Here is a 26,485-nt window from a genome sequence, read left to right on the forward strand (position 1 = left end):
ATCTCCGGCGCAACGGCGTTGCGCCTGACCCTGTGGGCCACCTTCTCCCTGTTGGGGAGAAGGGGAACCTCAAAACGCCTCGGCGCTCAATGCCATCATCGTTTCCGCGCCGGTCTCGATGCGCGCCTTGCGCAGTGTCGTTTCCGGCATGATCCGCTCCATGAAGAAGCGGGCGGTGATCAGCTTGTTGCGCAGGAAAGCCTCGCGATCGGTCTCTCCCGCGGCCAGCCCGTCATTGGCGGCCTTGGCCATCTTCGCCCACATATAGCCGAGAATGACGAGGCCGAAGAGGTGCATGTAGTCGGTCGAGCCGGCGCCGGCATTGTCGGGCTTTGCCATCGCATGCTGCATGAACCACATGGTCGCCGCCTGCACGTCGTTCAAGCCCTTCTTCAGGTTCTTGGTGAAGAAGGACATCTGCTCGTCGCTGCGGTTTTCCTCGCAGAAATCGCCGATCTCCTTGAACAGCGCCATCACTGCGCGGCCGCCATTCTGGCCGAGCTTGCGACCGACGAGGTCGAGCGCCTGGATGCCGTTGGCGCCCTCGTAGATCATCGCGATACGGGCATCACGGACATACTGGCTCATGCCCTGCTCTTCGATGTAGCCGTGGCCACCGAAGACCTGCTGGGCCATGACGGCATGATCGAAGCCCTTGTCGGTCATCACGCCCTTCAGGATCGGGGTGACAAGGCCGAGAATATCGTCGGCCGTCTGCCGTTCCTTCTCGTCCGTCGCGCGGTGGGCGATATCGGATTTCAGCGCCGTCCAGAGCAGGAAGGCGCGGCCGGCTTCGTTGAACGAGCGGATGGTCATCAGCGTCCGGCGAACATCGGGGTGGACGATGATCGGATCGGCCTTCTTTTCCGGCGCCTTCGCACCGGACAGCGCCCGGCCCTGGATGCGCTCGCGGGCATACTCGGCGGCGTTCTGGTAGGCGATCTCGGCGATCGCCAAGCCCTGCAGGCCGACGCTGAGGCGAGCCTCGTTCATCATCACGAACATGGCCGCGAGGCCCTTGTTCTCGGCGCCGATCAGGAAGCCCGTCGCCTCGTCATAGTTCATCACGCAGGTGGCGTTGCCGTGTATGCCCATCTTGTGCTCGAGCGCGCCGCAGGAGACGCCGTTGCGATCTCCCACAGTACCGCTGGCGCCAACCATGAATTTTGGCACGATGAAGAGCGAGATGCCTTTGGTGCCATCGGGCGCGCCCTCGATGCGGGCGAGCACGAGGTGGACGATATTGCCGGACATGTCGTGTTCGCCGGCGGAAATGAAGATCTTCTGGCCTGATAGCTTGTAGCTGCCGTCCGCCTGCGGGACAGCCTTGGTACGCAGCAACCCGAGATCGGTACCGCAATGCGGCTCGGTCAGGTTCATGGTGCCGGACCATTCGCCGGAGACCATCTTCGGCAGATAGGTCGCCTTCTGCTCGTCGGAGCCGTGAACGATGATGGCGGCGATCGCGCCCTGGGTCAGGCCAGGATACATCATCAGCGACATGTTGGCGGCCGACGTGTATTCGCCGACGGCGGCATGCAGCGTATAGGGCAGACCCTGTCCGCCGAATTCTTCCGGCACCGCGAGACCGGTCCAGCCGCCCTCGCAATAGGCGTCATAGGCCTGCTTGAAGCCCCTCGGCGTGGACACCGAGCTATCGTCCTTGCGGGTGCAGCCTTCCTGGTCGCCGGAATAGTTCAGCGGGAAAAGCACCTCCTCGGCGACCTTTGCCGATTCGCCCAAGATCGCCTCGATCATGTCGGGCGTGGCGTCGGCGAAACCGGGCAGATTGTTGTAACGCTCCAGACCCAGCACATCGTTCAGCACGAAAAGCGTGTCGTTTACCGGGGCCTTGTAGACTGGCATCGTTCGAATTCCTCCAATTCGTCAGCCGGGCGGACCGGCCTATGCATGTGTCTTATAAAATATTGACGTTTGCGTAAACGTCAAATGATTTTCATTTAAAATTTCCGGCGAGTTGGTGATGCCCGCGAGCAGGTCTCCCGGGACAGCAGGCGAGGCGAGAGGACCTGACAGGCAACGTATAATGAGGGCGCTATCTTTCCTTATCGCTTGTGTATAAAGGTCTTCGCACCTGAATTCATGGAAGCCTGATGACCTCCACCGCCGCCTTCTTTCGTTCCAGCCTGATCATGCTCGCCATCGGTGTCCTGTTTCTGCTGGGCATCGTCGGTTCGTCGTTGTGGTTGGTGCACAAGAACAGCCTGTATTCCGACGAGACCGCTCAGCTCCGACGCGTTCGCAGCTCCATCGTCAACCTGCTGACCACGGTTCAGGACGCCGAGACGGGGCAGCGCGGCTTCCTGCTGTCGAGCGATCCGGCCTATCTCGATCCCTACACCAAGGCGCTTGAGCATTTGGCCGAGCGCCGCAAGATATTGAACGACAACGTTTCGCCGCTGCCGAATTACGCAGGTGAACTCGACGCTTTGTCGACGGCGATCGATGGCAAGATGAACGAGCTTTCGACCACGGTTGCGCTTGCCAAGGAAGGCAAGCTGCAGGAAGCCGTCGCGATCGTCCGCGACGATGCGGGTCGCGAATACATGGATCAGGTCCGTTCCATCCTTGCTGGCTTCCTGGAAAAGACCGACGACCGGCTGCGGATTCTCGTCGAGGCTCAACTCGGCGCGGCGAGCAATCTCCAATGGGTTACCCTCGGTGGCGCCGTCGCCATCTTGATCGTACTCGGCGGCGCGATCCTGATCATCGTCCAGCACGTCCAAGATTTGACGAAGGCGACCGAGGAGGTCGCTCTTTTGAATGTCGGCCTCGAAGAGCGCGTTTCCGAGCGCACCCAGGATCTCATTCGCGCCAACCAGGAGATCCAGAAGTTCGCCTATATCGTCACCCACGATCTGCGCGCGCCGCTCGTCAATATCATGGGCTTCCTGAGTGAACTCGACACGGCGATGACGGCTGTTTCGGCCTATGTTCTGGCCGACAACAAAACGCCGAGCGAGGACGAGATACGCGAGGCGCGGCTGGCCGTGCAGGAGGATCTGCCGGAAGCGCTGGGCTTCATTCGCTCCTCGACGCGCAAGATGGATTCGCTGATCAACGCCATCCTGAAGATTTCCCGCGATGGACGCCGCAAGTTGCAGCCCGATCGCATCGACCTGAAGTCGCTGATCGAGGGCGCGGCGGCGAACGTCCATCATCAGTTGGCCGAGACCGGCGGTGCCGCCGAGGCCCGTGTTCGCGTCGGTACTATCGTCACCGACCGCTTCTCGCTGGACCAGATTTTCGGCAATCTTTTCGACAATGCAGTAAAGTACCAGGCGAAGGACCGGCCGCTGCGTCTCGATGTGGATGCCTATCCGGATGGACCCGGACGTATCCGGATCGACGTCAAGGACAATGGCCGCGGCATCGGCCCCCAGGATCGGGAGCGCATATTCGAGCTCTTCCGCAGAGCCGGTGAGCAGGACCAGCGCGGCGAAGGCATCGGCCTGGCGCATGTGCGCTCGTTAATACGAAATTTGGGCGGCGACATTAATGTCGAGTCAGAACTTGGGCAGGGCAGCACGTTTATCCTGACATTGCCCACCGACCTCACCAAAATTGTACGGAGTATGGAACTATGAAAGCCACAGGCCAGGAAGTCACGATCGTCATGATCGAGGATGATGAGGGCCATGCCCGTCTCATCGAGAAGAACGTGCGTCGCGCCGGCGTCAATAACGAGATTGTGCCTTTCACGCTGGGCCATACCGCGCTCGATTATATCCTCGGTCCGAGCCGCGACGGCGTCGTCAGCAAGGACCGCTATCTGCTGATCCTGCTCGATCTCAATCTCCCTGATATGTCCGGTCTCGATATTCTGGAAAAGATCAAGAGCAACGAGAATACGCGCCGCATGCCCGTCGTCGTGCTCACCACCACCGATGACGAGCGCGAAATTCAGAAGTGCTATGATCTCGGCGCCAACGTCTATATTACCAAGCCGGTCGACTATGATGGCTTCGCAACCGCGATCCGCAACCTCGGCCTGTTCTTCTCCGTCATCCAAGTCCCCTAACGAGTAGCCATAATCTGTGCGCATCCTTTACGTCGATGACGATCCGGCCCTAGCCCGCCTTGCAACGCGGGTGCTTGCGCGCAGCGATTTCGAAGTTGTTCATGCCCCGTCGATCGAGATGGGGCTTGAGCTCTTCGCAAACGAAACATTCGAAGCCATCGTTCTCGATCACTACTTCGAGAATCAGACCGGCCTGAACTTCCTCGAGGCGATCTCCGAGACCGGCGGACAGACGCCGGTTCTCTATGTCACCGGCTCGAGCGACGCCGACATCGCGATCAAGGCGCTGAAGGGTGGAGCTGCGGATTACGTTGTCAAGACGGCCACCGAGGACTTCTTCCCGCTTCTCGTCAGCGCCCTAGACCAGGCCCTGCAGAACGCTCGCCTGCGCAGCGAGAAGGCGGAAGCCGATCGCCAACTCGTCGTTGCCAAGGAGCGCGCCGAACTGCTGCTCGCGGAAATGAACCACCGCATCGCCAACTCGCTGTCGCTGGTTTCGGCCATGATCCGCATGCAGATGCAGATCGCCGGTAGCGAAGAGACGAAAACGGCGCTCAACGAAACGCAGAACCGCATTGCCGCGATCGCCGGCGTGCATCGCAGCCTCTACACTTCCGAGAATGTCGGCGAGGTGGAACTCGACGTCTATCTCGGGCCGCTCCTCGCCGAGCTTCAGAGCACGACGAGCTTCTCGCGCGCCATCATGCTGCGCTCCGATCTCTGCCGCATCGCGACCTCGGCCGACAAGGCGGTTGCGCTCGGCGTCATCCTGATCGAGTTGGTAACCAACGCCATGAAGTACGCCTACCCGGAAGGGCAGGGCGAGGTGCGCGTGGCGTTGTCGGTTGAGGAAGGTGGGTACTGTTTGCTCTCCGTCGAGGACGACGGCGTCGGCTACCAACCCGCGAGCGGCCCGAAGGGCACGGGCCTCGGTACGCGTCTCATCAACGCCATGGCCACGACGCTCGGCGCGGAGATTTCCTTCAGCCGCGAGGGTAAGTCTTCGGGCACATTCGTGATGGTTCGGTGGCGGCAATAACCGCCGGGACTATCTGTCCGTACCGCGCCTCCGTTTGCTCGCCGATCAAATTTTCTCTCCGCCGTTTGCTTCTCGCCGAAGACACGCTAGATTTTGCTGGCTAACCGACGAAATAGCCTGGGAGGAGCGATTTTCATGAGACGGATGTGGCCTGAAGAGTTCAATTCCATCCTGAACGGTGCCGAGGAGGTTACCCTGGACCTGCCTGCCGTGGTCCACGACGACGGTTCCCGCAGCGAGGCGATCAGCCGCAAGGCGCTCAAGGTTCGCATTCCGATGGAGGATTATGAGCGCATCTGGCCTCTGGCTGAAATGCGCTACAGGCTCGATGGAAAGCTGGCCGGCAAGGCAATCACGCTGATCACGACCAATCCGCACTATCATCGCTGGCACCCCGCCGATGGCGGCAACGTCGACAATACCGCCGAGAGCGGCCGCCACTACACGACCAAATACGTGGTCGTGCACTTCCTGCTCGACGACGTCAGGGAAACGGCGGCGGCCTGAGCCGCCACGCAGTCCCTAAGCGGCGTCCAGCGCCTGCACAAGATCGGCAACGAGATCATCGGGATGCTCGATGCCGATCGACAGGCGTATGGTCGATTCCAGCACGCCGATCCGCTGGCGTACTTCCGCCGGGACCCCCGAATGCGTCATTGTCGCCGGGTGGCTTGCCAATGATTCCGTGCCGCCGAGGCTCACCGCCAGCTTGAAGATCTGTAGCGCGTTGAGGAAGCGGAACGACGCCGGCTGCCCGCCCTTGATATCGAATGAGAAGGTCGATCCGGCACCGCTGCACTGTGCCGCGAAGGTGCGGCCAAGCGGCGAATCCTGGTCGTGATAGGGCAGGTAGTGGATCGCCTCGACCTTGGGATGAGACCTTAGAAAATCGGCCACGGCTAACGCGTTGCTGTTGGAGCGTTCCATGCGGATTTGCAGCGTTTCCAGCGAACGTCCGAGCATCCAGCATGAGTGCGGGTCGAGCTGCGTGCCGATCGCGCCGCGCAGTGCCTTCACCGCCTTCATCACGGCCTTGCTTCCCATCGCCGCACCCGCGATCAGGTCGGAATGGCCGCCGACATATTTCGTCAGCGAGTAGAGCGAGATGTCGGCGCCATGTTCGATCGGTCGCTGAAACACCGGCCCGAGCAGCGTGTTGTCGCAAGCGATGATCGGCCGGTGTCCCTGCTTCTCGCCGATCGCCTCGGCGATGCGCCGGATCATCGCCACGTCGACAAGGCTGTTGGTCGGATTGGCCGGGGTCTCGACAAGGATCACCGAAACCCGCCCCTTGGCCATCGCCTCATCTGCCGCCGTCCGCACCGAGGCCTCGCTGACGCCATCCGCGAAGCCCACGGCGGAGACCCCGAGATTGAGGAATGTCTTCGCCAGCAGTGTCTCCGTGCCGCCGTAGAGCGGCTGCGAGTGCAGGACGGCATCGCCCGGCCGCACGAAGGCCAGCAGCGTCGTCGCGATCGCCGACATCCCCGAGGAAAACAGCGCACAGCTTTCCGTCCGCTCGTAGACCGCAAGCCGGTCCTCGACGATCTCGCTGTTGGGGTGGTTGAAGCGGGAATAGACGAGCCCGGCGCCCTGGCCGGCGGGCGGCTCGCGACGGCCTGAAACGTAATCGAAGAAATCGCGGCCGTCCTCGGCGGATTTGAACACGAAGGTCGAGGTCAGGAACACCGGCGGCTTTACCGCGCCTTCGGAGAGTTCGGGGTCGTAGCCGTAGTTCAGCATCTGCGTTTCAGGATGGAGCGCGTGGTTGCCGATATGCGTCTTCGAGGGATGCGGGGCCGTCATTGTGGTCTCCTGTCGCGAGATGGGAATGTGCAAGCTACCTGAAAAGATGCTGCACGCCGTGGCGATTTCCAGCGTCCGGACGTGCGCCGGAGCGCTGCCAGTCCGCCGGATAACGGCGACAGGCGGATGGCCGGTTTCGGCACGAAAAGCAGCCGAAATGCCTGAAAAATTAGAAAACCCTTACCGTAGTTAACGGGTTGTTTACCACGTTCCGTGAAAGGTGCTGTTTGAGTAACGGCACCCTGCATTCCTTTTTTCAAGTCTCGCGTTTCGTTGGAATGCCGCCACGTCGTACAGGTTGAGGAAAGTCTAATTGACTACTCCTGCATGAACGATGCTCAGGTTTGCACTTCGGTGCGGCCGACGGAAAAGCCAATGATCGGCCCTGACGAGGGTTCGGACAGACGAAGCGAGCAAGAAGATGAACGGATCGCGATCAAATTCCCCACGGCATTCCGACAGGTCGTCTCTCGATGCGTTGAGCCGGACGATCGAAGGGCTGGAAGCGCGCATCGAAGGCCTGATAGGCAGCGGCCGCGACGAGCGCCTGCGTGCCGCCACGGTCGATCAGGACGCGCCTGTCCGCAGCTACGCGACGCGCCCGGCGTCCCCGCCCGAACAGCGTCCCGATCCCTTCGCCGAAATTCGCCAGCGCCAGCGTTTGCTGGAGACAAGCCGCGAGCGCCCCGTCGCACGCGAGTCGGCGCAGCCCGCTCGGGAGCAGGCTCCCTATGCTCGCCATCCGGTCGCTCAGCCCACCGCCGAGCGCCTTCCGCCGATGACCCGTCCCGCTGCGCCGCAGTCGGCCACCCAGCCTTCTCCGCGCCGACCGGCCGAAGACACGATGACCGAGATCGCCGAGGCGCTCGTCAATCTCCGACAGGATCTGAAGCGTGACATCTCCGAAGGCGTGACGCGCGAGATGAACGCGCTGCGCACGGAGCTTCGCGACATCACTGCGAGCGCCGGCGACCGTAATTTCGCCGACGACATCCGCGCCGACATGGGGCGCCTTTCCCAGAGCATCGACCAGCTTGCCGGTCGCTCGGCCGCGCCGGAGGCACAGGGCCTGCGTGGCGAGTTCGAGGAACTGCGCTCGCTGATGGACGGTCTGGCGCGTGAGGATTCGCTGCGCCACATCGAAAGCCGCTGGGATGGCTTCGAGAACCAGCTGCATGCGCTGGACACGGCCGGCCTGCAGGAAGAACTGGTGGCGCTCGCTTACCGGCTCGACGACATCAAGCGCCATATCGGCGGCATGGGCGAAAGCCCGGCCGTTCGCGCGCTGGAAGACAAGCTGATCTCGATCGCCACCGCGATGGAGCAGTTCGGCAGCATGATCCAGCCGCACGATCGGGCCATGTCAGAACAGTTTGCGGCGATGGATTCCCGCCTCGACGAAATCAGCCGCGCGATCGCCGCCACTGGCCGCGCCGCCGCTACCGGCGATCCGGCGATGATGCATCGTCTCGAAGGCCGCCTCAGCGCGCTTGCCGAGCAGATCGACCTGATGGGCAGCAGCGTCGCAAACCGCGCCGCACCCGCCGATGGCCTCGCGGACCGCCTGGAAGCGCTCACAATGCGCGTCGAGGAACTCGCCAATGCCGAGGCAACCTCGCGCCTCGACGAACGGCTGGAGCATCTCTCCTATCTCCTTGAACGCAGCCAGAAGGCCGCGCAGCAGCCGGAACTCACCGGCGCGCTTGCCGATATCTCGCGCAAGATCGATGCGCTGGAGAGCGGATCCGTCAACGACGCACTGGCCCAGCGCCTGGATTATCTCGCCCGCCGCATCGACGAGATGGATTTTCAGCCGCCGCAGCCCGTCGTATCGCATGTCGATGACGAGGCCTTCCGCCGCATCGAGGGCCAGCTCGGCGATATCGTCGCGCGCCTTGAGGAAAGCACGGCGGCGCCGGCAACCGACACGCGTGCCCTGAAAAGCCTCGAAGACCAGATCGCCAATCTCTCGGCCCTGATGAGCGAGCCGCGTCCCGTCGCCGAAATCCCGGCCGATCTCGATCGTCGCATGGGCGCCATCGAAGACTACATGGCGACCAGCGATGAATACATCATCGAGGCCGCGCGGCAGGCCGCCGAGGCCGTCGTCGAAGCCTATAGCCGCAACGGCGCCTTCCAGACCGGCGCGCCTGCTGCCATCGACATGTCGGCCATGACGGCGCTTGCCGAGGACCTGCGTCACCTCGAAGAGCTGAGCCGCAGCGGCGAGGAGCGCACCCACAAGACCTTCCAGGCGCTGCACGAAACGCTCGTCCAGATCGCCGAGCGTCTGGACGACATGGAAACGCGCACCGCGCGCCCCCCGGCAAGAATGCCGGCTGCCGATTTCAACATCGATCCTTATGCGCTTGTCCCTGCCGAAAGCGAAGAGGATGAAAAGCCCGTTGCCTTCGGCACGCGCGGCACCGCCGCTGCACGGCCCGTCGAGGCGGCACCTGAAGCACCGGCTTCGGCGCCGGCGATGGCCGCGAGCGATACCAGCGCCATCGCCATCGAAGCCGCCACCAAGCCGGTCGCCGCCGCCAAGAACAGCCTGTTGCTCAGCCTCGGCCGCAAGCTGATGCCGGCCAAGAAGGCGAAACCGGAAGCCAAGGCCGGCGAGCGCACAGTCATCGATCCCGCGCCGTCCATCGATCCCGTCGATGTCATGCCGCCCGAAGCCGCCAACGAGCCGCTCGAGCCCGGCTCCGGCGCGCCTGATGTGAAGAAGATTCTCGAGCGTGTTCGCGCCAGCCAGAATGCGGCGCGCACCAACGCCAAGCCGCAGACCGAGAACGAGCGCGCCGATTACATCGCCGCCGCCCGCCGCGCCGCGCAGGCGGCCGCCGTCGAGGCGGATCCGGCCGCGCGCACCGTCTCCGCCAAAGGCGAGAAGAAGGCGAAGAACAAGGATGCGAAGGCCGGCCCGCTGTCGCGTTTCCGCCGTCCGATCCTGCTTGCCGTCGGCGCCGTGCTGCTGGCGATCATGGCCTTCCCGCTGGCCCGCACCTTGACGACTGGCGAGCCCGCGCCGGCACCGGAAGTCGCCGTGCAGACGCAGACGCCGAATACGGCGTTGCCTCAAGACAGCGAAACCGCGCCCGAGGCAAACGACGCGGCGAATGTACCGGCTGCAGCCCCCGCCGCTCCGGTTGCAGAAACCCAGGCGCCGCCGGCAGAAGCGCCGGCTCAGGCCCAGCCTGATCATCTGACAGCCGCCACGCCGATGGACGGCGCCACCGCGACGCCATTTGCGCCCGCAGGCGCGCCGCAGGACACGTCGAACTTCGTTGCCAAGGACACCGCGCCCGTCGCCGCCGCGACCACGCCGGCTCCCGCGGCTGCGATCGTTGTTCCTGACGTGATCCAGCCGCAGTCGCTGGTCGAAGCCGCGAAAAACGGCGACCCGCTGGCGCTGTTTGAGATCGGTGCTCGCTACAGCGATGGCCGCGCCGGCGTCACCGCCGATCCGAAGCAGGCTGCAAGCTGGTATCAGCTTTCCGCCGACAAGGGCTTCGCGCCGGCCGAATATCGCCTCGGCAGCGTCTACGAGAAGGGCGTCGGCGTCGATCGCGATATCGCCAAGGCTAGGCAATACTACGAGCAGGCCGCCGATCAGGGCAATGCCAGCGCCATGCACAATCTCGCGGTTCTGCACGCCTCCGGCGCGCTCGGTCAGCAGGATTACTCTGCGGCGGCCAACTGGTTCACCAAGGCGGCCAATCTCGGCATCACCGACAGCCAGTTCAACCTCGCCATCCTTTGCGCACGCGGCAACGGCGTTCCGCAGGATCTGACAGAATCCTACAAGTGGTTCGCGATCGCCGCCAAGGGCGGCGACAAGGACGCTTCGCAGAAGCGCGACGAAGTCGCCAATGCGATGAAACCGGACCAGCTGGAAAAGGCCCGCGCCAAGGTCGATCTGTGGAAGGCCGAGCCGCAGGACAGCAAGGTCAATGCCGTGGATGTGCCGGACGAATGGGTCGGCACCGCCACTAAAACTTCGACCGTCGACATGAAGAAGGCGATCCGCAACATCCAGGCGATCCTGAACAACAACGGCTTCGACGCCGGCCAGCCGGATGGCGAGTTGGGAGCGAAGACGGTTGCAGCGATCAAGAGCTTCCAGAAGTCGATCGGCCAGGATGCCAACGGCAAGATCAACGACGAGACCGTCAAGGCTCTGCTGGAACGCAACAGGGCGCCGGCCACCAAGGCCTGACGCGAAATGGCGCCGCAAGGTTTCGATGCGGCGCTGTATCCTGTCTCTGTCGAAATCCGCGAGCCGCGCCGAAAAAGTATAATCGGCGGTTGAGCTGTATGTGTCCCGCCGGACTCAAGAGCAATATTTTGCACGCGATGATCTAAATATTCCTAAAACGCTATTCACAAACTATTTCGACTGTGATTCTCCTTAATTCATAAGTGAAAAGCGTATTGTGATTCGTAAAAGTCTTTGATGCTAAATGATTTAGCGGAGATTGAGCCATGCAGCTTGATATTGAAAGCTGGGCGCTGACGCGCGCTCACAATATAGTTCTGAACGAAGGACTAAGCCTTGCCAAGGCGGCGCAGGATCTCGATAGAAAACGCTCTCGTTCACTCGTCTATGAGCTGCGGAAGGTGATAGCCGCTGCCATTCTCGAAGCGCACGCCGCGTCGGCGAAATCCGAGAATACGCATTTCATGGCGCGGGAGGGGTAACCTATTCCGTGCATAAATGGCTGCGCACGGGGCGTCGTCCGCATGGCGGCGTCCGGTGTTGCTCAGCTGTTGTTCAGCCCATATCACGCAGCTTGACTTGATGCCTTGCCACGAACACATTTGTTGCATACAAGGCAAGCATCGATCTTGCTAGATGGACTTTCTTGCGGCCATTCGTGCCGTTCCTGGCGAACTTCCTCCAAAATCGGTTTCATCGCGTTTCGATTTGCGTCGGAGCGTAACTTCTATGTACGATTTATAAGGATATCGTCATGAGCACTGGTACTGTTAAGTGGTTCAACGCAACCAAGGGCTACGGCTTCATTCAGCCTGACGACGGCTCGGCCGACGTTTTCGTTCACATCTCCGCTGTTGAGCGCGCCGGCATGCGCGAACTCACGGACGGCCAGAAGCTGTCCTACGAGCTCGTTGCCGACAAGCGTTCGGGCAAGATGTCTGCGGATCGCCTGCAGGCTGCCTAAGTCTTCAAGGCTTGAAAAGACTATCGGAAAGGCCGGGTTCTCCCGGCCTTTTTTCGTTTCCCGGTCCTTCTTCGTTTCAATGTGCAAGCGCGAAATCGACGGCCGCCAAGGCGTGGATCTCGGTGGTATCGAACAGCGGCACCGTGCTGTCTTCCGCGCCGACCAGAAGCATGATCTCGGTGCAGCCGAGGATGATGGCCTCGGCGCCTCTTTCAACCAGCCGCTTCATCACCGCCCGATAGGCCTGGCGCGACGCGTCGCTGACGATGCCGGCAACGAGTTCGGTGTAAATAATCCTGTGTACCGTCGCTCGGTCTTCGTCATCAGGGATCAGCACGTCGAGCCCGAATGTCTCGCGCAGTCGACCGGTATAGAAATCCTGCTCCATCGTGAAGGCGGTGCCGAGCAGCCCGATCCGCTGAAAGCCCGCCTCGCGAATCTTTTCAGCGGTCGGGTCGGCGATGTGCAGCAACGGTATCGCCACGCCCTTTTCAACATCGGCGGCGAGCTTGTGCATGGTGTTCGTGCAGATGACGAGGAAATCCGCACCGCCGCGCTCCAGGTTGCGGGCTGCCGCCACCATCTCCTCGCGAAGCGCATCCCAATCACCGTCGTGCTGCAGCTTCTCGATCTCTCCGAAATCCATCGACCACATGATGCTACGCGCCGAATGCACACCGCCGAGCCGTTGGCGAACCTGCTCGTTGACGATCCGGTAATATTCGGAAGAGCTCTCCCAGCTCATTCCGCCGATGAAACCGATTGTCTTCATGTTCTAAAAGCCTCAGCTGGCGATGGATCGTGCACGCGGATCGAGCGTGATTTTCGACAGCGCTTACCGGGGCACGCCGGTATCCGCTGGACGACGACAGGATCGGTCGCGCATTTCTGCGCCAGATAACCTCGCTGGAAATATGCTCAATCTAAAGCCTTGCCCCATGCTTCGCAACCGACGCGACGCAGGAGCAATTGCTCTTGCAGAGCGACGATATCGCAGCAGACGCTGTTGCCAGCTGGCGCTCGCCTTGAGGTCCGAGTCTTACTCGGCACCGCCAGTGCAAGCGGTCGCGCTAATGCCGCTGGCCCGCCGGTCGGCCCTGAGACCGAAGAGACCTGCCAAGGTCACGGCGATGATGGCGACGGCATAGATATCCGTCGTCATCTGGTAGCCGAGGCTCCTTGCAAGAAATCCGGCAAGGATCGCCGGCAGGCTGAAGGCGAGGTAGCTCTGGATGTAGAAGGCGGATAGCAGTTCCGCCCGCTCGTCGGCCTTGGCGAGCGGCATGATGGTGCCGAGCGTGCCGAGAAAGTTGGTGCCGAAACCGACGCCGGCGAGAAGCGTGCCAGCAATCATCAGCAGCACGCTGGCAAGATGCACGCCCGCGACAACGGTCAGGATGCCGAGCGTCGTCGCCGCCGTGCCAAAGGTGATGTTCGCGAGGCTCGACTTGCCGCGCCTGAGAAAGACCGACACCGCGCCCGCAAACATCAGCGCCGTCACCACGGATCCACCTGTCAGCGGCGCGCGGCTGCCCGTTGTGCTGGCGACCAGCGAGGGAACGAGCGAAAGATAGAAGCTGCCCATCGCCCAGTTGGCGATGTTGACGGGTGTCACCAGCGCCAGCGGCCGCCGCACCTGCGGCGGGATCGCGATGCGCGGTTTCAACGAGGCCCAAACGCCCTCGCGCGTGCCGCCGGTTTCGTCGATGCTCCAGACAAGCGCGGCCTGGATAACGAAGGCAACAAGCAGGACCGCATAGGCAAGGTGCAGGGGAAACGGTCCGTACTGGATCAGCGCGCTGGTACCGATGGCGCCGAAGCCCATGCCGAGCAGCGGCGCGATCGAATTGACGATCTGCCCCTTCGCCCGGTCGACGTCCACCAGTGCGGCACCGATCGAGGCGCCTGCGACCCCTGTAGCAAGCCCCTGGACGATGCGTGCGACAACCAGCCAGTTGGCATCGGCAGCGATCACGAAGAGTGACATGGCAATGATCTCCATCACCAGCGCGAGAAAGATCACCGGCTTTCGTCCGAGATGGTCGGAGATCGAGCCGGCCACCAGCAGCGCGCCGAGCAATGCGAAGGAATAGACCGCGAAGATCACGGTGATGAAGACGGGGGTCACCGCGAAACTCTCCTGGTATATCCGGTAGAGCGGTGTCGGTGCCGCGGATGCGCCGAAAAAGGTCGCGAGCGTGACGGCGTGGAAGCCAATCGGATTGCCGGGTGTCGCGCTCGCGCTGGATTTCGGATCCGAAAGCATCTATATACTCCTAAAAGCTAAATTATTGCGTTTGTCCGTTATAGAGATACGCGACACTAAACGCAAATTATTTGCGTTAATGGTTCTGTGAACTATTTTGAACTGTGGCTAGGGAGGTCGGACAAAGACATGGCAGTGAAGGAAGGCCTCCGGCCCGGGGGCAGAAGTGCAAGGGTCCAGGCATCGGTCCACAAGGCCGTGCGTGATCTGTTGCGGACCGTGGACCGTTCCGAAGTCACCATCCCGCTGATTGCCGGCGAGGCCGGTGTGACGCCATCCACCATCTATCGCCGTTGGGGTGATCTGCAGGAGCTGCTGGCCGACGTGGCGGTCGAGCGGCTGCGGCCCGACATGCTGCCGGTGGAAACGGGCAGCGGCGCCGGCGATCTCGAAGCCTGGGCCGAGCAATATGCCGAAGAGATGTCGTCAGGTATCGGCCGCGAGATGATGCGCGATGTGCTGGCGGCGCAGGACACCGTTAACCCCTGCAAATGCTTCGAATTCACCCGGCAGCAACTGGAGCTGATCGGCGAGCGTGCCCGTGCGCGCGGCGAGAGTTTTCCTGATATCGATGTGGTCATGGACAAGGTCGTCGCTCCCATCGTCTATCGCATCCTTTTCGGCGAAGCGCCGACGCTCGATCATGTGCGCGGGCTGGTACGTGACGCGATGGCCTGCGATGTCGAGCTTACTCCGCTGCGGCCCGTTTCTGCGCAGAAATCTGGGTGACGTAGGCTCTGAGCGCCGCCGGCCGCACCGGCTTGTGCTGGATGCCGATGCCGTGGCGCTCGATCTCGGCGCGCACCTCCGGCGTGCGATCGGCGGTCACGATCAGCGCCGGAATATAGGATGTGAACTGCTCGCGCGCCGCAAGCACGGCCGCCACGCCGGTGCCGTCGCCAAGGTGATAGTCGGCGATCACAAGATCCGGCGGTCCCTGCCGTGGATCGAGCAGACCGACTGCGGCAAGGGAATCCGCCGATTGCACCTCGCAGCCCCATCCGCTGATCAGCAGACGCATGCCTTCGAGAATATGCGGTTCGTTGTCGATGCAGAGGATCTTCAGCCCCTTGAGATTACGTGCGGAGCGGTCCGACAGTGCCGGCTTCGCCGCGACTGTTACGGGTGGTGAAAGATCGCGCGGCATCACGATCCGAAAATCCGTACCCCTGCCATGGGTCGAATGCAGCTCGACCGGGTGGTTCAGCACGCGGGCTATGCGATCGACGATCGAAAGCCCAAGCCCGAGCCCCGACGCCGTCTTGGCGCCTTCGTCCAGCCGCGTGAACTCCTTGAACACGGTCTTGAACTTCGATGGTGGAATGCCGATGCCGGAATCCACCACCTGGATCACCACATGGCGACCGCACCGTCGTGCGCCCACCAAGACCTTGCCTGTTATCGTGTATTTGATGGCATTGGAAACGAGGTTCTGCACCAAGCGTCTGAGCAGGTTCGGATCCGAGCGTACGCGCACCGACGTCGGCATCACCACCAGCTTCAGGTTCTTTTCGCGTGCGATCGGTGCGAAGTCGGTCTGGACGCGCTCCAGCAGATCGGAAAGCGCGAAGGAGCTGACGGCGGGCCGCATGGCGCCCGTATCGAGCCTGGAGATGTCGAGCACCGCGCCTAGGATCGTCTCCACCGATTCCAGCGCCGAATCGATGTTGCGGGCGATGGCGCCGCTATCGGTCTGCCCGGCGCGATTGGCCTGCGCCATGCGCTCCATCAGCGCCGAGGAGTAGAGCCGGGCGGCGTTGAGCGGCTGCAGGATGTCGTGGCCGGCGGCCGCGAAGAAGCGCGTCTTGCCGAGGTTGGCCTCGTCTGCCACCGCGCGCGCCTCTCCGAGCTCCTGGTTGACGCGCGTGAGTTCCGCCGTGCGCTCGGCCACGCGCTGCTCCAGCGTTTCGTTGGCCTGCTTCAGCGCCCGGTCCGCCGCCACGCGCTGTGTAATGTCGGTGAAGGTCGCGACGATGCCCTTGTCGGGCATGGCGTTCGACCGCACTTCGATGATCCGCTCGCCACCGCCGAGCACCAGCGCGAACGGCTTGTCCAGCGTCAGCACGTCGCGCATCGTCTGCTCGACATCGCCCGGCGCCACGTCGCCGCGCTGGCTGAGCACGGCGATGATCTCCGATAGCGGAAAGCCCACCTGTCCGGCACTCTCCGGCAGGTCGAGCAACTGCCGGAAGCGGCGGTTCCAGATCGTCAGGTGGTTCGAGCTGTCGAACACCGCGATCCCCTGGTCCATCTGTGACAGCGCCGTCTGCAGCATGTCCTGGTTATACTGCAACGCCTCGCTTGCCTGGTCGAGCAGCCACGCGGTGTCGGACGGGGAATCCTCGGCCTTCTGGAGGATCAGGGACAGGACGAGGCGAGCAGACGAAGAGCCGATGGCGCTGCCGAGCAATTGTTCGGTAAAATGTACGAGCGCCATGTCGGCCGGTTGCTCGTCCTCCAGCTTGCGGCCCGAGTTCTGCTGGTAGGTTTGGAACGAGCGCTCCATGCGCTCTTCGCCGAGATAGCGTGAGATCGTCGCCTTCAGGTCGCCGACGCTGATGCTGGTCTTCCACCCACGAGTGGCGAATTGCGAGCGGGACTGCCCGCGCACGAAAATGCCCGCCTGGATCCGCTCGAGCGGCCGCGCATTGCGGGTCAGCGACCCGACGATGAAACAGGCCGTGTTGGCGAGCAGGCTCATGACGGTGGCATTGACGAGCGGATCGGCGTCTGGCGCGGTAAACATCGTCGTTCCCGGAAAGATAAAACCGAGAACGGCGCTGGCGACGGAGGAGTAGTCCGGCCCGCCGAGCGAGGGCAGGAACAGCAGGTAGACCCAGATGACGAAGCCGGAGGTCAGGCCGAGCACGGCGCCGCGTGCATTGGCCCGGCGCCAGATTAGCCCGCCGAGCAGCGAAGGCGCCATCTGCGCGACGGCGGCAAAGGAAAGCAGGCCGATCGAAGCAAGCCCCGTGGTGCTGTCGGTCGAGCGATAATAGGCATAGCCAAGCAGCAGCACCGCGAAGATCGAGCTCCGCCGCACATTGAGCAGCGTCTTGGCGAAGTCGTCGCGCTGCCCGTCCCGCCCGGCAAGCTTGCGGTGCAGGAAGATCGGCATGACGATGTCGTTCGACACCATGATCGACAGTGCCACCGATGCGACGATCACCATGGCGGTGGCGGCGGAAAACCCGCCGATGAAGGTGATCAGCGAAACGACGGGCATCTCGTTGGCGAGCGGCAGCGACAGCATGTAGAGATCGGCATTGCCGCTGCCACCGAAGGAGAGCACGCCGGCGATCGCCACCGGCAGCACGAAGATGTTGATGACGACGAGGTAGGCCGGAAACAGGAAACCCGCCAGCCGCAATTCCCGCGCCGTCCGGTTTTCGACGACCGTCACGTGGAACTGCCGCGGCAGCATGATGATCGCGAAGGCCGAGAGCACGATCAGCGTGATCCATCGGCTGATCGGCGTCTGGTAGTGCAGGGCCGCCAGCACCCGCTCGTTCTCCATTGCCGTTTGCCAGAGGTGCGATGGGCCGTCGAACAGCAGCCAGACGACGCAGATCCCGACCGTCAGGAAGGCGATCAGCTTGACGACGGATTCCATGGCGACCGCCAGGATAAGCCCATCCTGGTGCTCGGTCGCGTCGGTGTGCCGAGTGCCGAACATGATCGCGAAGCAGGCAAGCACAAGGGTCACGATCAAAGGCAGGTCGAGGAAATAGAGATTGCCGCTGCCGATACCGTAGTCCGAGGGGTTGAGCATCGCGGTGACCGCGCTGGAGACGGATTTCAGCTGCAACGCGATGTAGGGAATGGCGCCGACAAGCGAGATCAGCGCGACGAGCGTGGCGACGGTGGGGTTCTTGCCGTAGCGCGCCGAGATGAAGTCGGCGACGGAAGTGAGCTTTTCGGCCTTCGCCAACTCTATGATCCGTCTTAGCACCGGCATGCCAAGCGTGAAGACGAGGATGGGGCCGATATAGATGCCGGTGAATTCAAGCCCGCGCTGTGACGCCAGTCCGACACCGCCGAAATAGGTCCAGGACGTGCAGTAGATGGCAAGGCTTAGCGAATAGACCAGCGGTCGCCCGCCTTGCGGCGCGCCAAGCATCCGCCGCTGCCGGTCGCCATGGCTCGCCACGGCGAAAAGCAGCAGCAGATAGCCGAAAGCAGATGCGAGTATGACCCAGCCTGGCAGCATTGACCCTCCGCCCGCACTGCAAGTGGCAGCTTCTTCCCGGGCGTCTTCGAGACTACGGCAAATCAGGACCTTTGAAAATTGGGGACGCTCTAGGCATTAAGTCAAAGACCGCCGCGAAAATCTTTAATTAGCAATTGAATAATTCGATCGGACATGTAGCTAATAAAAACAATGGACTGCAGGATTGAAACAGAGGGAGACATAGCGAATGCTGAATGAGTTCAAAGCCTTCATCGCCCGAGGCAACGTCATGGACCTTGCTGTCGGTGTCATCATCGGCGGTGCCTTCGGCGGCATCGTCAAGTCGCTCGTCGACGACGTCATCATGCCGATCGTCGGCGCTATCTTCGGCGGTTTCGACTTTTCGAACTACTTCATCGGCCTGTCTTCGAACGTCAACGCGCCGACGCTTGCCGCCGCCCGCGCACAGGGCGCCGTTCTCGCTTACGGCAGCTTCATCACCGTCCTCATCAACTTCCTCATCCTGGCATGGATCATCTTCCTGATGGTCAAGGGTGTGAACACGCTGCAGAAGCAGGTGGAGCGCCAGAAGAAGGTTGCTCCGGAAGAAGCACCGCCGCCGCCGGCCGACGTTGCTCTTCTCACCGAAATCCGCGACCTCCTCGCCCAACGCCCGGCCGTCTGATCGATGCTTCAAGCCCCGCCGCGAGGCGGGGCTCATCCATCACTGAAATCGATAGCGCATCATCGAATATCATGGGATTTGCCTTCGCATTTGCTCTATGAAGAGCAAAACCGGAGTGATGCATGTCGATCGTGAATAGCCTCAGCCCGCGCGCCGTCTCGGCGCCCGAAAGCGGGATCGTTGAAGTCGTCAATTATGCCCGTGGCCGCGAAGGTCTTCTGCCGCTTTGGGTCGGCGAGGGCGATCTGCCGACGCCCGATTTCATCAACAGGGCGGCGATGGATGCGCTCTCCGGCGGCGAGACCTTCTACACCTATCAGCGCGGTATTCCCGAGCTCCGTCAGGCGCTTTCGGACTACTACGCGCGCCATTTCGGCATCACCCTTCCGGTCGAGCATTTCTATGTCACCGGCTCCGGCATGCAGGCCATCCAGATTGCTGTGCAGGCTCTGACCTCGCCGGGCGACGAGTTCGTCTACCTAACGCCGTCATGGCCCAACATCGCCGCGGCACTGGAGATCGCCGGCGCCCGTTCGGTCGGCGTGCAGCTTCAGTTCGAAGGCGGCAAGTGGGATGTCGATCTTGGTCGCATCGAAGCCGCGATCACCCCCAGGACCAAGGCGCTGTTCGTCAACACGCCCTCCAACCCGACCGGCTGGACCGCGACGCGCGAAGATTTGGCTGCGATTCTGGCACTCGCCCGCAAGCATGACCTCTGGATTCTCGCCGACGAAATCTATGCCCGCTACTACTTCGCCGGCGATCGTGCTCCGTCCTTCCTCGATGTGATGGATCTCGACGACAAGGTCATGTTCGTCAACTCCTTCTCCAAGAACTGGTCGATGACCGGCTGGCGTGTCGGCTGGATCGTCGCGCCGCCGCAGACCGGCCAGGTGCTGGAGAACCTCATCCAGTATTCGACGTCGGGCGTCGCTCAGTTCATGCAGCGCGGCGCGGTGGCGGCGCTGAACGAGGGGGATGCCTTCGTGCAGTCTAACATCGACAAGGCACGCCAGTCCCGCGATATCCTCTGCGACGCGCTGATAGCAACCAACCGCGTTCAAACGCTGAAGCCTGACGGCGCGCTCTACGCCTTCCTGAAGATCGACGGCGTCACCGACAGCCGCAGAGCCGCGATCGACATCGTCGACAAGACGGGCGTCGGTCTGGCACCCGGAACAGCCTTCGGCCCCGGCGGCGAGCTCTTCATGCGCGCCTGCTTCCTGAGAGACCCCACGCAGATCCGCACCGCCGCCGAGAGGCTCTGCGACCACATCCTCAAGCTTTGACGACCTCGAAAACCCGCCCGACCGGCGGGTTTTCCGTCTCCGGATCGGATATAACTAAAATTCTAGCAAAGCCCGAAATCGGGCTCTAACCACACCGCCAAACTTAATCGCCCCAACGCCCTTTGAGAGCCTTTCAGTGGAAGACTCTGAAAGGAGAAACGCCGTCAGATGCTCGCATGTGATGGCGTGAGGAATGCGGACATGGCGATTTTGGTGACAGGCGGCGCGGGCTATATCGGTAGCCATATGGTCTGGACACTGCTGGATGCGGGCGAGGATGTCGTCGTGATCGACAATCTCTCGACCGGCTTCCGCTGGGCCGTTGCCGATCGCGCGCGCTTCTATCTCGGCGATATCGCCGATGTGCAGGTCCTGAACCGGATCTTTATCGAAAACGATATCGAGGCGATCATCCACTTCGCCGGCTCCGCCATCGTGCCGGTCTCCGTCTCCGATCCGCTTTCCTATTACGACAACAACTCCGGAAAGACGCGGGCGCTGCTCAGCGCCGCCATCAATGCCGGCATACGCCATGTCGTCTTTTCATCGACCGCTGCCGTCTACGGTCCGCAGCCCAGCTCCGCCCCGGTCAGGGAAACAGCGACGCTCAATCCGGCAAACCCCTACGGCCAGTCGAAGCTGATGACGGAGTTCATGCTGCGCGACTGCGCCGCGGCCTACGATTTCAACTATGTCGCCCTTCGCTACTTCAACGTCGCCGGCGCCGATCCAGCCGGCCGCGCCGGGCAGTCGACATCGGGCGCGACACATCTGATCAAGGTCGCCTGCGAGGCGGCACTCGGCAAGCGCGAGGGCATCCATGTCTACGGCATCGACTACCCGACCCATGACGGCACCGGCGTACGCGACTACATCCACGTCACAGACCTGGCCGACGTGCACCTCAAGGCTCTTCAGCACCTGCGGAGCGGCAAGGGCTCGCTGGTCGCCAATTGCGGCTACGGATCAGGCTATTCGGTACTCGATGTGCTGAACATGGTCACCCGCGTTCATGGCCACTCTTTCAAGATCCACATGGCGCCCAGACGCCCGGGCGACGCGGCAAGCGTCGTGGCCGATTCGACGCTCGCCCACCGCACGTTCGACTGGAAACAGAAGCACGATTCGTTGGAGACGATCGTGCGCAGCGCACTCGACTGGGAACTGTTCCTGATGAACCGCAACGTCGACGATCTCCAGGGAATCCACCGCGCCCTTGCCGCCGCGTCTTTTTAGCGGTTGCCGTCGCAAGGCTATCGACTAAGTCCCGGAGCGCGATAGTTTTCTTGGGCGCGCGATCATCGCCGCGCAGCGATTGGCCAGATACGCGGTTAGGATCCCGATATGCATGACATGACTGAACGTCGCGACGTCCTCGTGGAACGGCGAGGCTCGGCCGGCCTGATCCGCCTGAACCGGCCGCGCGCGCTGAACAGTCTGACACTGGAGATGATCAGGGCGATTGCCGTGGCCCTTGATGATTTCGCCGCCGATGACGGCGTCGCCACTGTGGTGGTCATGGGCGAGGGCGATCGCGGCTTCTGCGCCGGCGGCGATATCCGCGCCCTGCACGAAAGCGGCCGAGGTCAGACGGAACTTGCCGAAACATTCTGGCGCGAGGAGTTCCGCCTCAATCACCGTATCGCCACCTATTCCAAGCCCTATGTCGCCTTGATGGATGGCATCACAATGGGCGGAGGCGTCGGTCTCGGCGCGCACGGCCGCCATCGCGTGGTGACCGAGCGGACGCGGCTTGCCATGCCCGAAACCGGCATCGGCTATTTCCCCGATGTCGGCGCCACCTGGCTGCTTCCGCGCGCGTCCGGCGAGATCGGCACCTGGATGGCGCTCACCGGCCTCGATGTAAAGGCGGGCGATGCGATCTTCGCTGGCCTAGCCGATGTGCAGGTTGCCTCTTTTCAGCTTTTAGAACTTGTGGAGACGCTTGCCGAAATGCCGAAGGGTGCCAGGTCGCGAGATGTGGAGGCGGTTCTGAAGAACCTGTCCGACACGCCGGATCACGGACCCCTCAGGCAAAACATCGACCTCATCCAGCGCGCCTTCCATCATGCAAGCGTTGCTGAAATCCTCGCGGCGCTGGAGGGCGAGAGCGGCGAGTTCGCCGCCGACACCCGCCGCGTGATGCTGACGCGCTCCCCGACCAGCCTCGAACTGACGCTGCGGTTGCTGCGGCAGGGAAGGGAAAGCCGCAATCTTGCCGAATGCCTGAACCGCGAACTCGGCGCCTGCCTACAAATCCTGCACAGTGCCGATTTCTACGAGGGCATCCGCGCCGCCATCATCGACAAGGACCGCAACCCCGCCTGGAAGCCGGAAACCCTTGCCGAGGTCGATCCGCACGCGCTCGAACCGTTCTTCGTGGCGCCGAGCCCACCGCTGGCGCTCTGATCCCTAACGCCACATCCCGCGCATCCGCGCGCCGACATCGATCCGCACCTGCCGTGCCTGCTGCGCGGCGGCGCTGTCCGACTTCACCTGCGGCCAGCCCACGACCTCGAAGAACTGCAGCAGCGTCGCCGGGATGAAGCGCGTACGCGACGCGTAGACATGCCGGTCGCCTTGGGCGTTCTGTCCATGAGTGAAGAAGCGCTGCGGCACGACCAAGTCCAGATCGTCCTTGGCGCGGGTCATCGCGACATAGAGCAGTCGCCGCTCCTCCTCGATTTCCGCGCTGCTGCCGACCCCGAGATCGGATGGGATGCAGCCGTCGACGACATTCAGCATGAAGACCTTGGTCCACTCCTGCCCCTTGGCGGAATGGATGGTCGAAAGGATCAGGTAGTCCTCATCGAGCAACGGCACGCCTGCCTGGTCGCTGGTGGCATCCGGCGGATCGAGCGTCAGCTCGGTCAGGAAGCGCTCGCGCGATGGATAGCCACTGGCGATCTGCTCGAGCTGCAGCAAGTCCGCCTGGCGTGTCGCTGCATCCTCGTGCAATCGCTCCAGATGCGGTGCATACCATTCGCGCACGAGGCCGATCTCCGCCGGCCAGCCGGCCTTGCCGGATTTCAGCTCCTGCAGCACCGAGACGAAGGTGGTCCAGTCTTCGCCCGATCGCGGCGGCGCTGGCATTTCACCAAGTGCTAGAAGAGGGCTAGGCGCTTCCGCCATGTGATCGAGCGCGCGCTGGGCGGTGGATGGCCCCACACCGGGCAGGATCTGCATCAGCCGGAAACCGGCGACCCGGTCGCGGGGATTCTGCGCGAAGCGCAAGGCCGCCAGCATGTCCTTCACATGCGCGCTGTCGAGAAATTTCAGCCCGCCAAACTTCACGAAGGGAATGTTCCGGCGCGTCAGCTCCACTTCCAGCGGACCGCTATGGTGCGAGGCGCGAAACAGCACGGCCTGCTGCTTGAGCTTGGTACCCTCTTCGCGGTTCTCCAGCACCTTGTCGGCCACGTAGCGCGCCTGGTCGGCTTCCTCGCGCACGGTCACGAGCCGCGGGCGCTGAGCCGATTGCCGCTCGGTCCAGAGGTTCTTGGTGAAGCGTTCCGACGCGAGGTCGATGACCGCATTGGCGGCGGCAAGGATCGGCTGCGTCGAGCGGTAGTTCCGGTCGAGCGTCACGATATTGGCCGCCGGCGTGAAGGTGGCGGGAAAATCGAGAATGTTGCGCACCGTCGCCGCGCGGAACGAATAGATCGACTGCGCATCGTCGCCGACGACGGTCAGCCCCTGGCCGCCCGGCTTCAGCGCCAGAAGAATGGAGGCCTGCAGCCGGTTGGTGTCCTGGTATTCATCGACCAGCACATGATCGAAGCGGCTGCCGATATCGGCGGCGATCATCGGCTCGCTGACCATCTGCGCCCAGTAGAGCAGCAGGTCGTCGTAATCGAGCACGTTCTGGTTCTGCTTGGCCTCGACATAGGCGCCGAACAGGTCACGCAACTGATTTTCCCACGTGGCGCACCAAGGGAACGCATCGCGCAAAACCGGCCCCAGCTCCGTTTCCGAATTCACGGCCCGGGAATAGATGGCAAGACAGGTTCCCTTGGTCGGAAACCGGTTCTCGGTTTTGGAGAAACCTAGTTCGTGCCGGATCAGGTTCATCAGGTCGGCGCTGTCTTCGCGGTCATGGATCGTGAAGGCGGGGTCGATGCCGATCTGGTCGGCGTAGTCGCGCAAAAGCCGCGCGCCAATGCCGTGGAAGGTGCCGCTCCAGGCCAGCGCATCCGCCATGATGCCGGAATTGGCGCCCAGCACCTGGCCGCAGATGCGCTCGACGCGCCGCGCCATCTCCGCCGCCGCCCGCCTCGAGAAGGTCATCAGCAGGATCCGCCGGGGATCGGCACCCTTGACGATGAGGTGGGCCACTCGGTGCGCCAGCGTGTTCGTCTTGCCGGAACCGGCGCCGGCGATCACGAGCAGCGGTCCCGCCACATGCGCGCCTTCAGCCAGCGTCCCGTGTTCGACGGCGCTGCGTTGCTGCGGATTGAGTTTTTCGAGATACATGCGGCCGTCCGTTTGCTCGCGCGGAGAATCGGCCCGCGGAAATGTTAGGCGTTCCCTCAATGTTCTCGATCGCCTCCGCTGTCAAGTCGAAGCGGGTGCCGAGATCAAGGGAAGTCAGGGACAACTTCGCGACGCGTGAGCTTCAGCGTGCGATCGGGCTGCAGGATGTAGGTCTCCCTGAGCTTGCTGCCGGTCGAATCGTAGAAGGAATTATAGACCACGCTGCCCGGTGGCGACCTTGTCAGCTTCGTCCTCGGCTGCCCGTGATAGGTGATGCTGCCGGGTATGGGCTGGAGCTCCGCCGTATTGTCGGTCGAGCAGCCAGCGAGTAGCGCGATAGGCAGGAGCGCGATCCAGATTTTCATGCCCGATCTCCGATGGATTCGACCTGTTATATGCGCGCGCCGAATGCGGCGCCAAGACCGCCATCGTTAGCAGTCGCGAAAATTCTTCGGCAAGAGACGCGTGCGATGCAACGAAATGAGCGTTGCGGCGTTGGACAGGAGGAAGTGTCGCTGGAGATATGCGTCATGGTTCTTCTGTTTCAGACATCGGACGATCATGGAGATGGCAACGGCCACGGCATGGCGTCGGCCCGCGCCTCGGTGGAAAGCGCGCTGAGGATGGCCGGTGGCTTCGACGCCCGCGAGATCGAGATCGCTGTACTCGGACCCTACATCGTCCTGGACGGATTTGTTCTTCGCAAGGAGGATGTGGAGCGTGCTGCCGAGATCGCGGGCCAAGTCGTCGGCAGGGAATACGTGCACTGCAGGATACTGCTCCGCCTACCGGAAGGTCAATGATGGCAAAGGCGTGCTGGCGGGCGGTTTTCTTCTGCCAAAATACAATTATGCACCTGGAAAATAACAATAATAATAAAATTAGAAATAACTAAATAAGCAATCATGCAAAGGTGGTAGTTGGTTCAGCGGAACTAAATACGGGCGTCGCTAGTTAAGCTGATGTTCAACCTCCAAAGTCGGAATCGATTACAACGAGCGTTGCGCGCACAGTATTCAAGTAACCCCTGCGTGCAGTCATTGGCACGCGGCAAGAAACAGGCAGTCAAAACAGAGGAGAAGTGCATGACATACCTTCCTCGACTAGGCATGCCGGCCCTCGCAATGGCCATCGGCGCCTTCGCCGTTCCAGCTTCGGCTTCGCTGGAAACCACGAGCAGCTATCCTTCCTCGACCCAGGAACAGGTCGCCATCAACGAATACACCGGCGCGATTTCATGCACCCCCGGAGATATTCGCTACACCCCGTCCTTCATTCGCGCCCTTGATGGTACCATTATCGGCGTTGGTTACATCGAAGTCGCGGAGAGCGAAGCGGTCGGTTGTTGATCTTCGTCAACCGTTGCCGACGCGACCCATCACGCCCTTGCTCAGATGCGGCCTGAACTTTGCATGCGGGAATTTTCGAAAATCTTGCGACGAGGCTCGCTTGCTTGATAAGCAGAGGGTGACGAGCCTCTGACCATCATCATGATGGCTGAGGTTGTTCTATTGGCTATGGAGCGTTA

At 62.2% G+C, this 26,485-nt stretch carries 21 protein-coding genes; 14 read left to right on the top strand and 7 right to left on the bottom strand.

What is annotated here, in order from left to right:
- Positions 1-69: 69 nt before the first annotated feature.
- A complete protein-coding gene (locus QTL95_RS10470) occupies positions 70-1,866 on the bottom strand; it encodes an acyl-CoA dehydrogenase C-terminal domain-containing protein (protein ID WP_289719906.1) in 1,797 nt (598 codons plus the stop codon).
- Between the two features lie 248 nt (positions 1,867-2,114).
- Between QTL95_RS10470 and QTL95_RS10475 the strand changes: the two genes are divergently transcribed.
- The 4 genes from QTL95_RS10475 (at position 2,115) to QTL95_RS10490 (ending at position 5,588) form a co-directional block, all read left to right on the top strand.
- On the top strand, positions 2,115-3,608 hold the full coding sequence (locus QTL95_RS10475; RefSeq protein ID WP_289719907.1) for a sensor histidine kinase: 1,494 nt from the start codon (positions 2,115-2,117) through the stop codon (positions 3,606-3,608).
- Positions 3,605-4,042 (top strand): response regulator, encoded by a 438-nt coding sequence (locus QTL95_RS10480; RefSeq protein ID WP_037187597.1) that lies wholly within the window; start codon positions 3,605-3,607, stop codon positions 4,040-4,042. Before QTL95_RS10475 ends, QTL95_RS10480 begins: the two co-directional genes overlap by 4 nt.
- A gap of 16 nt (positions 4,043-4,058) precedes the next feature.
- Complete coding sequence (locus tag QTL95_RS10485; RefSeq protein ID WP_289719908.1) at positions 4,059-5,081, top strand: histidine kinase dimerization/phosphoacceptor domain -containing protein; 1,023 nt, start codon at positions 4,059-4,061, stop codon at positions 5,079-5,081.
- 135 nt (positions 5,082-5,216) lie between these two features.
- The gene (locus QTL95_RS10490; RefSeq protein WP_289719909.1) at positions 5,217-5,588 is read left to right on the top strand and encodes a hypothetical protein; all 372 of its coding nucleotides are present in this window, start codon (positions 5,217-5,219) and stop codon (positions 5,586-5,588) included.
- Between the two features lie 15 nt (positions 5,589-5,603).
- Here the strand turns inward: QTL95_RS10490 and QTL95_RS10495 are convergent, their stop codons facing one another.
- Positions 5,604-6,887 (bottom strand): cystathionine gamma-synthase family protein, encoded by a 1,284-nt coding sequence (locus tag QTL95_RS10495; RefSeq protein ID WP_289719910.1) that lies wholly within the window; start codon positions 6,885-6,887, stop codon positions 5,604-5,606.
- A gap of 421 nt (positions 6,888-7,308) precedes the next feature.
- Here QTL95_RS10495 and QTL95_RS10500 point away from each other — a divergent pair, with 421 nt between their 5' ends.
- The 3 genes from QTL95_RS10500 (at position 7,309) to QTL95_RS10510 (ending at position 12,073) form a co-directional block, all read left to right on the top strand.
- Positions 7,309-11,109, top strand: a complete 3,801-nt coding sequence (locus QTL95_RS10500; protein ID WP_289719911.1) for a peptidoglycan-binding protein — start codon at positions 7,309-7,311, stop codon at positions 11,107-11,109.
- Between the two features lie 266 nt (positions 11,110-11,375).
- Complete coding sequence (locus QTL95_RS10505) at positions 11,376-11,591, top strand: hypothetical protein (protein WP_289719912.1); 216 nt, start codon at positions 11,376-11,378, stop codon at positions 11,589-11,591.
- A 272-nt stretch (positions 11,592-11,863) separates the two neighbouring features.
- The gene (locus QTL95_RS10510) at positions 11,864-12,073 is read left to right on the top strand and encodes a cold-shock protein (RefSeq protein ID WP_037187585.1); all 210 of its coding nucleotides are present in this window, start codon (positions 11,864-11,866) and stop codon (positions 12,071-12,073) included.
- A 76-nt stretch (positions 12,074-12,149) separates the two neighbouring features.
- On the opposite strand, the gene QTL95_RS10515 is transcribed toward QTL95_RS10510, so the two are convergent.
- Entirely contained in the window at positions 12,150-12,845 is a 696-nt protein-coding gene (locus tag QTL95_RS10515) for an aspartate/glutamate racemase family protein (RefSeq protein ID WP_289719913.1), read from the bottom strand.
- A gap of 267 nt (positions 12,846-13,112) precedes the next feature.
- Complete coding sequence (locus tag QTL95_RS10520; protein ID WP_289719914.1) at positions 13,113-14,339, bottom strand: MFS transporter; 1,227 nt, start codon at positions 14,337-14,339, stop codon at positions 13,113-13,115.
- 129 nt (positions 14,340-14,468) lie between these two features.
- Between QTL95_RS10520 and QTL95_RS10525 the strand changes: the two genes are divergently transcribed.
- A complete protein-coding gene (locus QTL95_RS10525; protein ID WP_289719915.1) occupies positions 14,469-15,068 on the top strand; it encodes a TetR/AcrR family transcriptional regulator in 600 nt (199 codons plus the stop codon).
- Here QTL95_RS10525 and QTL95_RS10530 read toward each other — a convergent pair.
- The gene (locus tag QTL95_RS10530) at positions 15,028-18,549 is read right to left on the bottom strand and encodes a PAS domain-containing hybrid sensor histidine kinase/response regulator (protein ID WP_289719916.1); all 3,522 of its coding nucleotides are present in this window, start codon (positions 18,547-18,549) and stop codon (positions 15,028-15,030) included. The genes QTL95_RS10525 and QTL95_RS10530 overlap by 41 nt on opposite strands.
- A gap of 208 nt (positions 18,550-18,757) precedes the next feature.
- Here QTL95_RS10530 and mscL point away from each other — a divergent pair, with 208 nt between their 5' ends.
- The 4 genes from mscL (at position 18,758) to QTL95_RS10550 (ending at position 22,893) form a co-directional block, all read left to right on the top strand.
- A complete protein-coding gene (gene mscL, locus QTL95_RS10535) occupies positions 18,758-19,195 on the top strand; it encodes a large conductance mechanosensitive channel protein MscL (protein ID WP_289719917.1) in 438 nt (145 codons plus the stop codon).
- A 122-nt stretch (positions 19,196-19,317) separates the two neighbouring features.
- Positions 19,318-20,484, top strand: a complete 1,167-nt coding sequence (locus tag QTL95_RS10540; RefSeq protein WP_289719918.1) for a pyridoxal phosphate-dependent aminotransferase — start codon at positions 19,318-19,320, stop codon at positions 20,482-20,484.
- 201 nt (positions 20,485-20,685) lie between these two features.
- On the top strand, positions 20,686-21,720 hold the full coding sequence (galE, locus tag QTL95_RS10545) for a UDP-glucose 4-epimerase GalE (protein ID WP_289719919.1): 1,035 nt from the start codon (positions 20,686-20,688) through the stop codon (positions 21,718-21,720).
- A 108-nt stretch (positions 21,721-21,828) separates the two neighbouring features.
- The gene (locus tag QTL95_RS10550) at positions 21,829-22,893 is read left to right on the top strand and encodes an enoyl-CoA hydratase/isomerase family protein (RefSeq protein ID WP_289719920.1); all 1,065 of its coding nucleotides are present in this window, start codon (positions 21,829-21,831) and stop codon (positions 22,891-22,893) included.
- Between the two features lie 3 nt (positions 22,894-22,896).
- Here the strand turns inward: QTL95_RS10550 and QTL95_RS10555 are convergent, their stop codons facing one another.
- Together QTL95_RS10555 and QTL95_RS10560 are read right to left on the bottom strand one after the other, a co-directional pair.
- Entirely contained in the window at positions 22,897-24,957 is a 2,061-nt protein-coding gene (locus tag QTL95_RS10555; RefSeq protein ID WP_289719921.1) for an ATP-dependent helicase, read from the bottom strand.
- Positions 24,958-25,061: 104 nt separating this feature from the next.
- Positions 25,062-25,322 (bottom strand): hypothetical protein, encoded by a 261-nt coding sequence (locus QTL95_RS10560; protein WP_289719922.1) that lies wholly within the window; start codon positions 25,320-25,322, stop codon positions 25,062-25,064.
- A gap of 165 nt (positions 25,323-25,487) precedes the next feature.
- On the opposite strand from QTL95_RS10560, the gene QTL95_RS10565 reads away from it, so the two are divergent.
- Positions 25,488-25,760 carry a BON domain-containing protein gene (locus QTL95_RS10565; RefSeq protein ID WP_289719923.1) on the top strand — a complete coding sequence of 91 codons (273 nt, stop codon included), beginning with the start codon at positions 25,488-25,490 and terminating at the stop codon, positions 25,758-25,760.
- A gap of 282 nt (positions 25,761-26,042) precedes the next feature.
- A complete protein-coding gene (locus QTL95_RS10570) occupies positions 26,043-26,306 on the top strand; it encodes a hypothetical protein (RefSeq protein WP_289719924.1) in 264 nt (87 codons plus the stop codon).
- Positions 26,307-26,485: the final 179 nt, after the last annotated feature.

The sequence above is a fragment of the Rhizobium sp. S152 genome (assembly GCF_030380735.1).
Taxonomy (GTDB): Bacteria; Pseudomonadota; Alphaproteobacteria; order Rhizobiales; family Rhizobiaceae; genus Rhizobium.

What these genes read in the sequence shown, in the direction of transcription:
- QTL95_RS10470 (WP_289719906.1), bottom strand. Translation starts at nt 1,866, where the DNA reads ATGCCAGTCTACAAGGCCCCGGTAAACGACACGCTTTTCGTGCTGAAC.
- QTL95_RS10475 (WP_289719907.1), top strand. Translation starts at nt 2,115, where the DNA reads ATGACCTCCACCGCCGCCTTCTTTCGTTCCAGCCTGATCATGCTCGCC.
- QTL95_RS10480 (WP_037187597.1), top strand. Translation starts at nt 3,605, where the DNA reads ATGAAAGCCACAGGCCAGGAAGTCACGATCGTCATGATCGAGGATGAT.
- QTL95_RS10490 (WP_289719909.1), top strand. Translation starts at nt 5,217, where the DNA reads ATGAGACGGATGTGGCCTGAAGAGTTCAATTCCATCCTGAACGGTGCC.
- QTL95_RS10495 (WP_289719910.1), bottom strand. Translation starts at nt 6,887, where the DNA reads ATGACGGCCCCGCATCCCTCGAAGACGCATATCGGCAACCACGCGCTC.
- QTL95_RS10500 (WP_289719911.1), top strand. Translation starts at nt 7,309, where the DNA reads ATGAACGGATCGCGATCAAATTCCCCACGGCATTCCGACAGGTCGTCT.
- QTL95_RS10505 (WP_289719912.1), top strand. Translation starts at nt 11,376, where the DNA reads ATGCAGCTTGATATTGAAAGCTGGGCGCTGACGCGCGCTCACAATATA.
- QTL95_RS10510 (WP_037187585.1), top strand. Translation starts at nt 11,864, where the DNA reads ATGAGCACTGGTACTGTTAAGTGGTTCAACGCAACCAAGGGCTACGGC.
- QTL95_RS10515 (WP_289719913.1), bottom strand. Translation starts at nt 12,845, where the DNA reads ATGAAGACAATCGGTTTCATCGGCGGAATGAGCTGGGAGAGCTCTTCC.
- QTL95_RS10520 (WP_289719914.1), bottom strand. Translation starts at nt 14,339, where the DNA reads ATGCTTTCGGATCCGAAATCCAGCGCGAGCGCGACACCCGGCAATCCG.
- QTL95_RS10525 (WP_289719915.1), top strand. Translation starts at nt 14,469, where the DNA reads ATGGCAGTGAAGGAAGGCCTCCGGCCCGGGGGCAGAAGTGCAAGGGTC.
- QTL95_RS10530 (WP_289719916.1), bottom strand. Translation starts at nt 18,549, where the DNA reads ATGCTGCCAGGCTGGGTCATACTCGCATCTGCTTTCGGCTATCTGCTG.
- mscL (WP_289719917.1), top strand. Translation starts at nt 18,758, where the DNA reads ATGCTGAATGAGTTCAAAGCCTTCATCGCCCGAGGCAACGTCATGGAC.
- QTL95_RS10540 (WP_289719918.1), top strand. Translation starts at nt 19,318, where the DNA reads ATGTCGATCGTGAATAGCCTCAGCCCGCGCGCCGTCTCGGCGCCCGAA.
- galE (WP_289719919.1), top strand. Translation starts at nt 20,686, where the DNA reads ATGGCGATTTTGGTGACAGGCGGCGCGGGCTATATCGGTAGCCATATG.
- QTL95_RS10550 (WP_289719920.1), top strand. Translation starts at nt 21,829, where the DNA reads ATGCATGACATGACTGAACGTCGCGACGTCCTCGTGGAACGGCGAGGC.
- QTL95_RS10555 (WP_289719921.1), bottom strand. Translation starts at nt 24,957, where the DNA reads ATGTATCTCGAAAAACTCAATCCGCAGCAACGCAGCGCCGTCGAACAC.
- QTL95_RS10560 (WP_289719922.1), bottom strand. Translation starts at nt 25,322, where the DNA reads ATGAAAATCTGGATCGCGCTCCTGCCTATCGCGCTACTCGCTGGCTGC.
- QTL95_RS10565 (WP_289719923.1), top strand. Translation starts at nt 25,488, where the DNA reads ATGGTTCTTCTGTTTCAGACATCGGACGATCATGGAGATGGCAACGGC.
- QTL95_RS10570 (WP_289719924.1), top strand. Translation starts at nt 26,043, where the DNA reads ATGACATACCTTCCTCGACTAGGCATGCCGGCCCTCGCAATGGCCATC.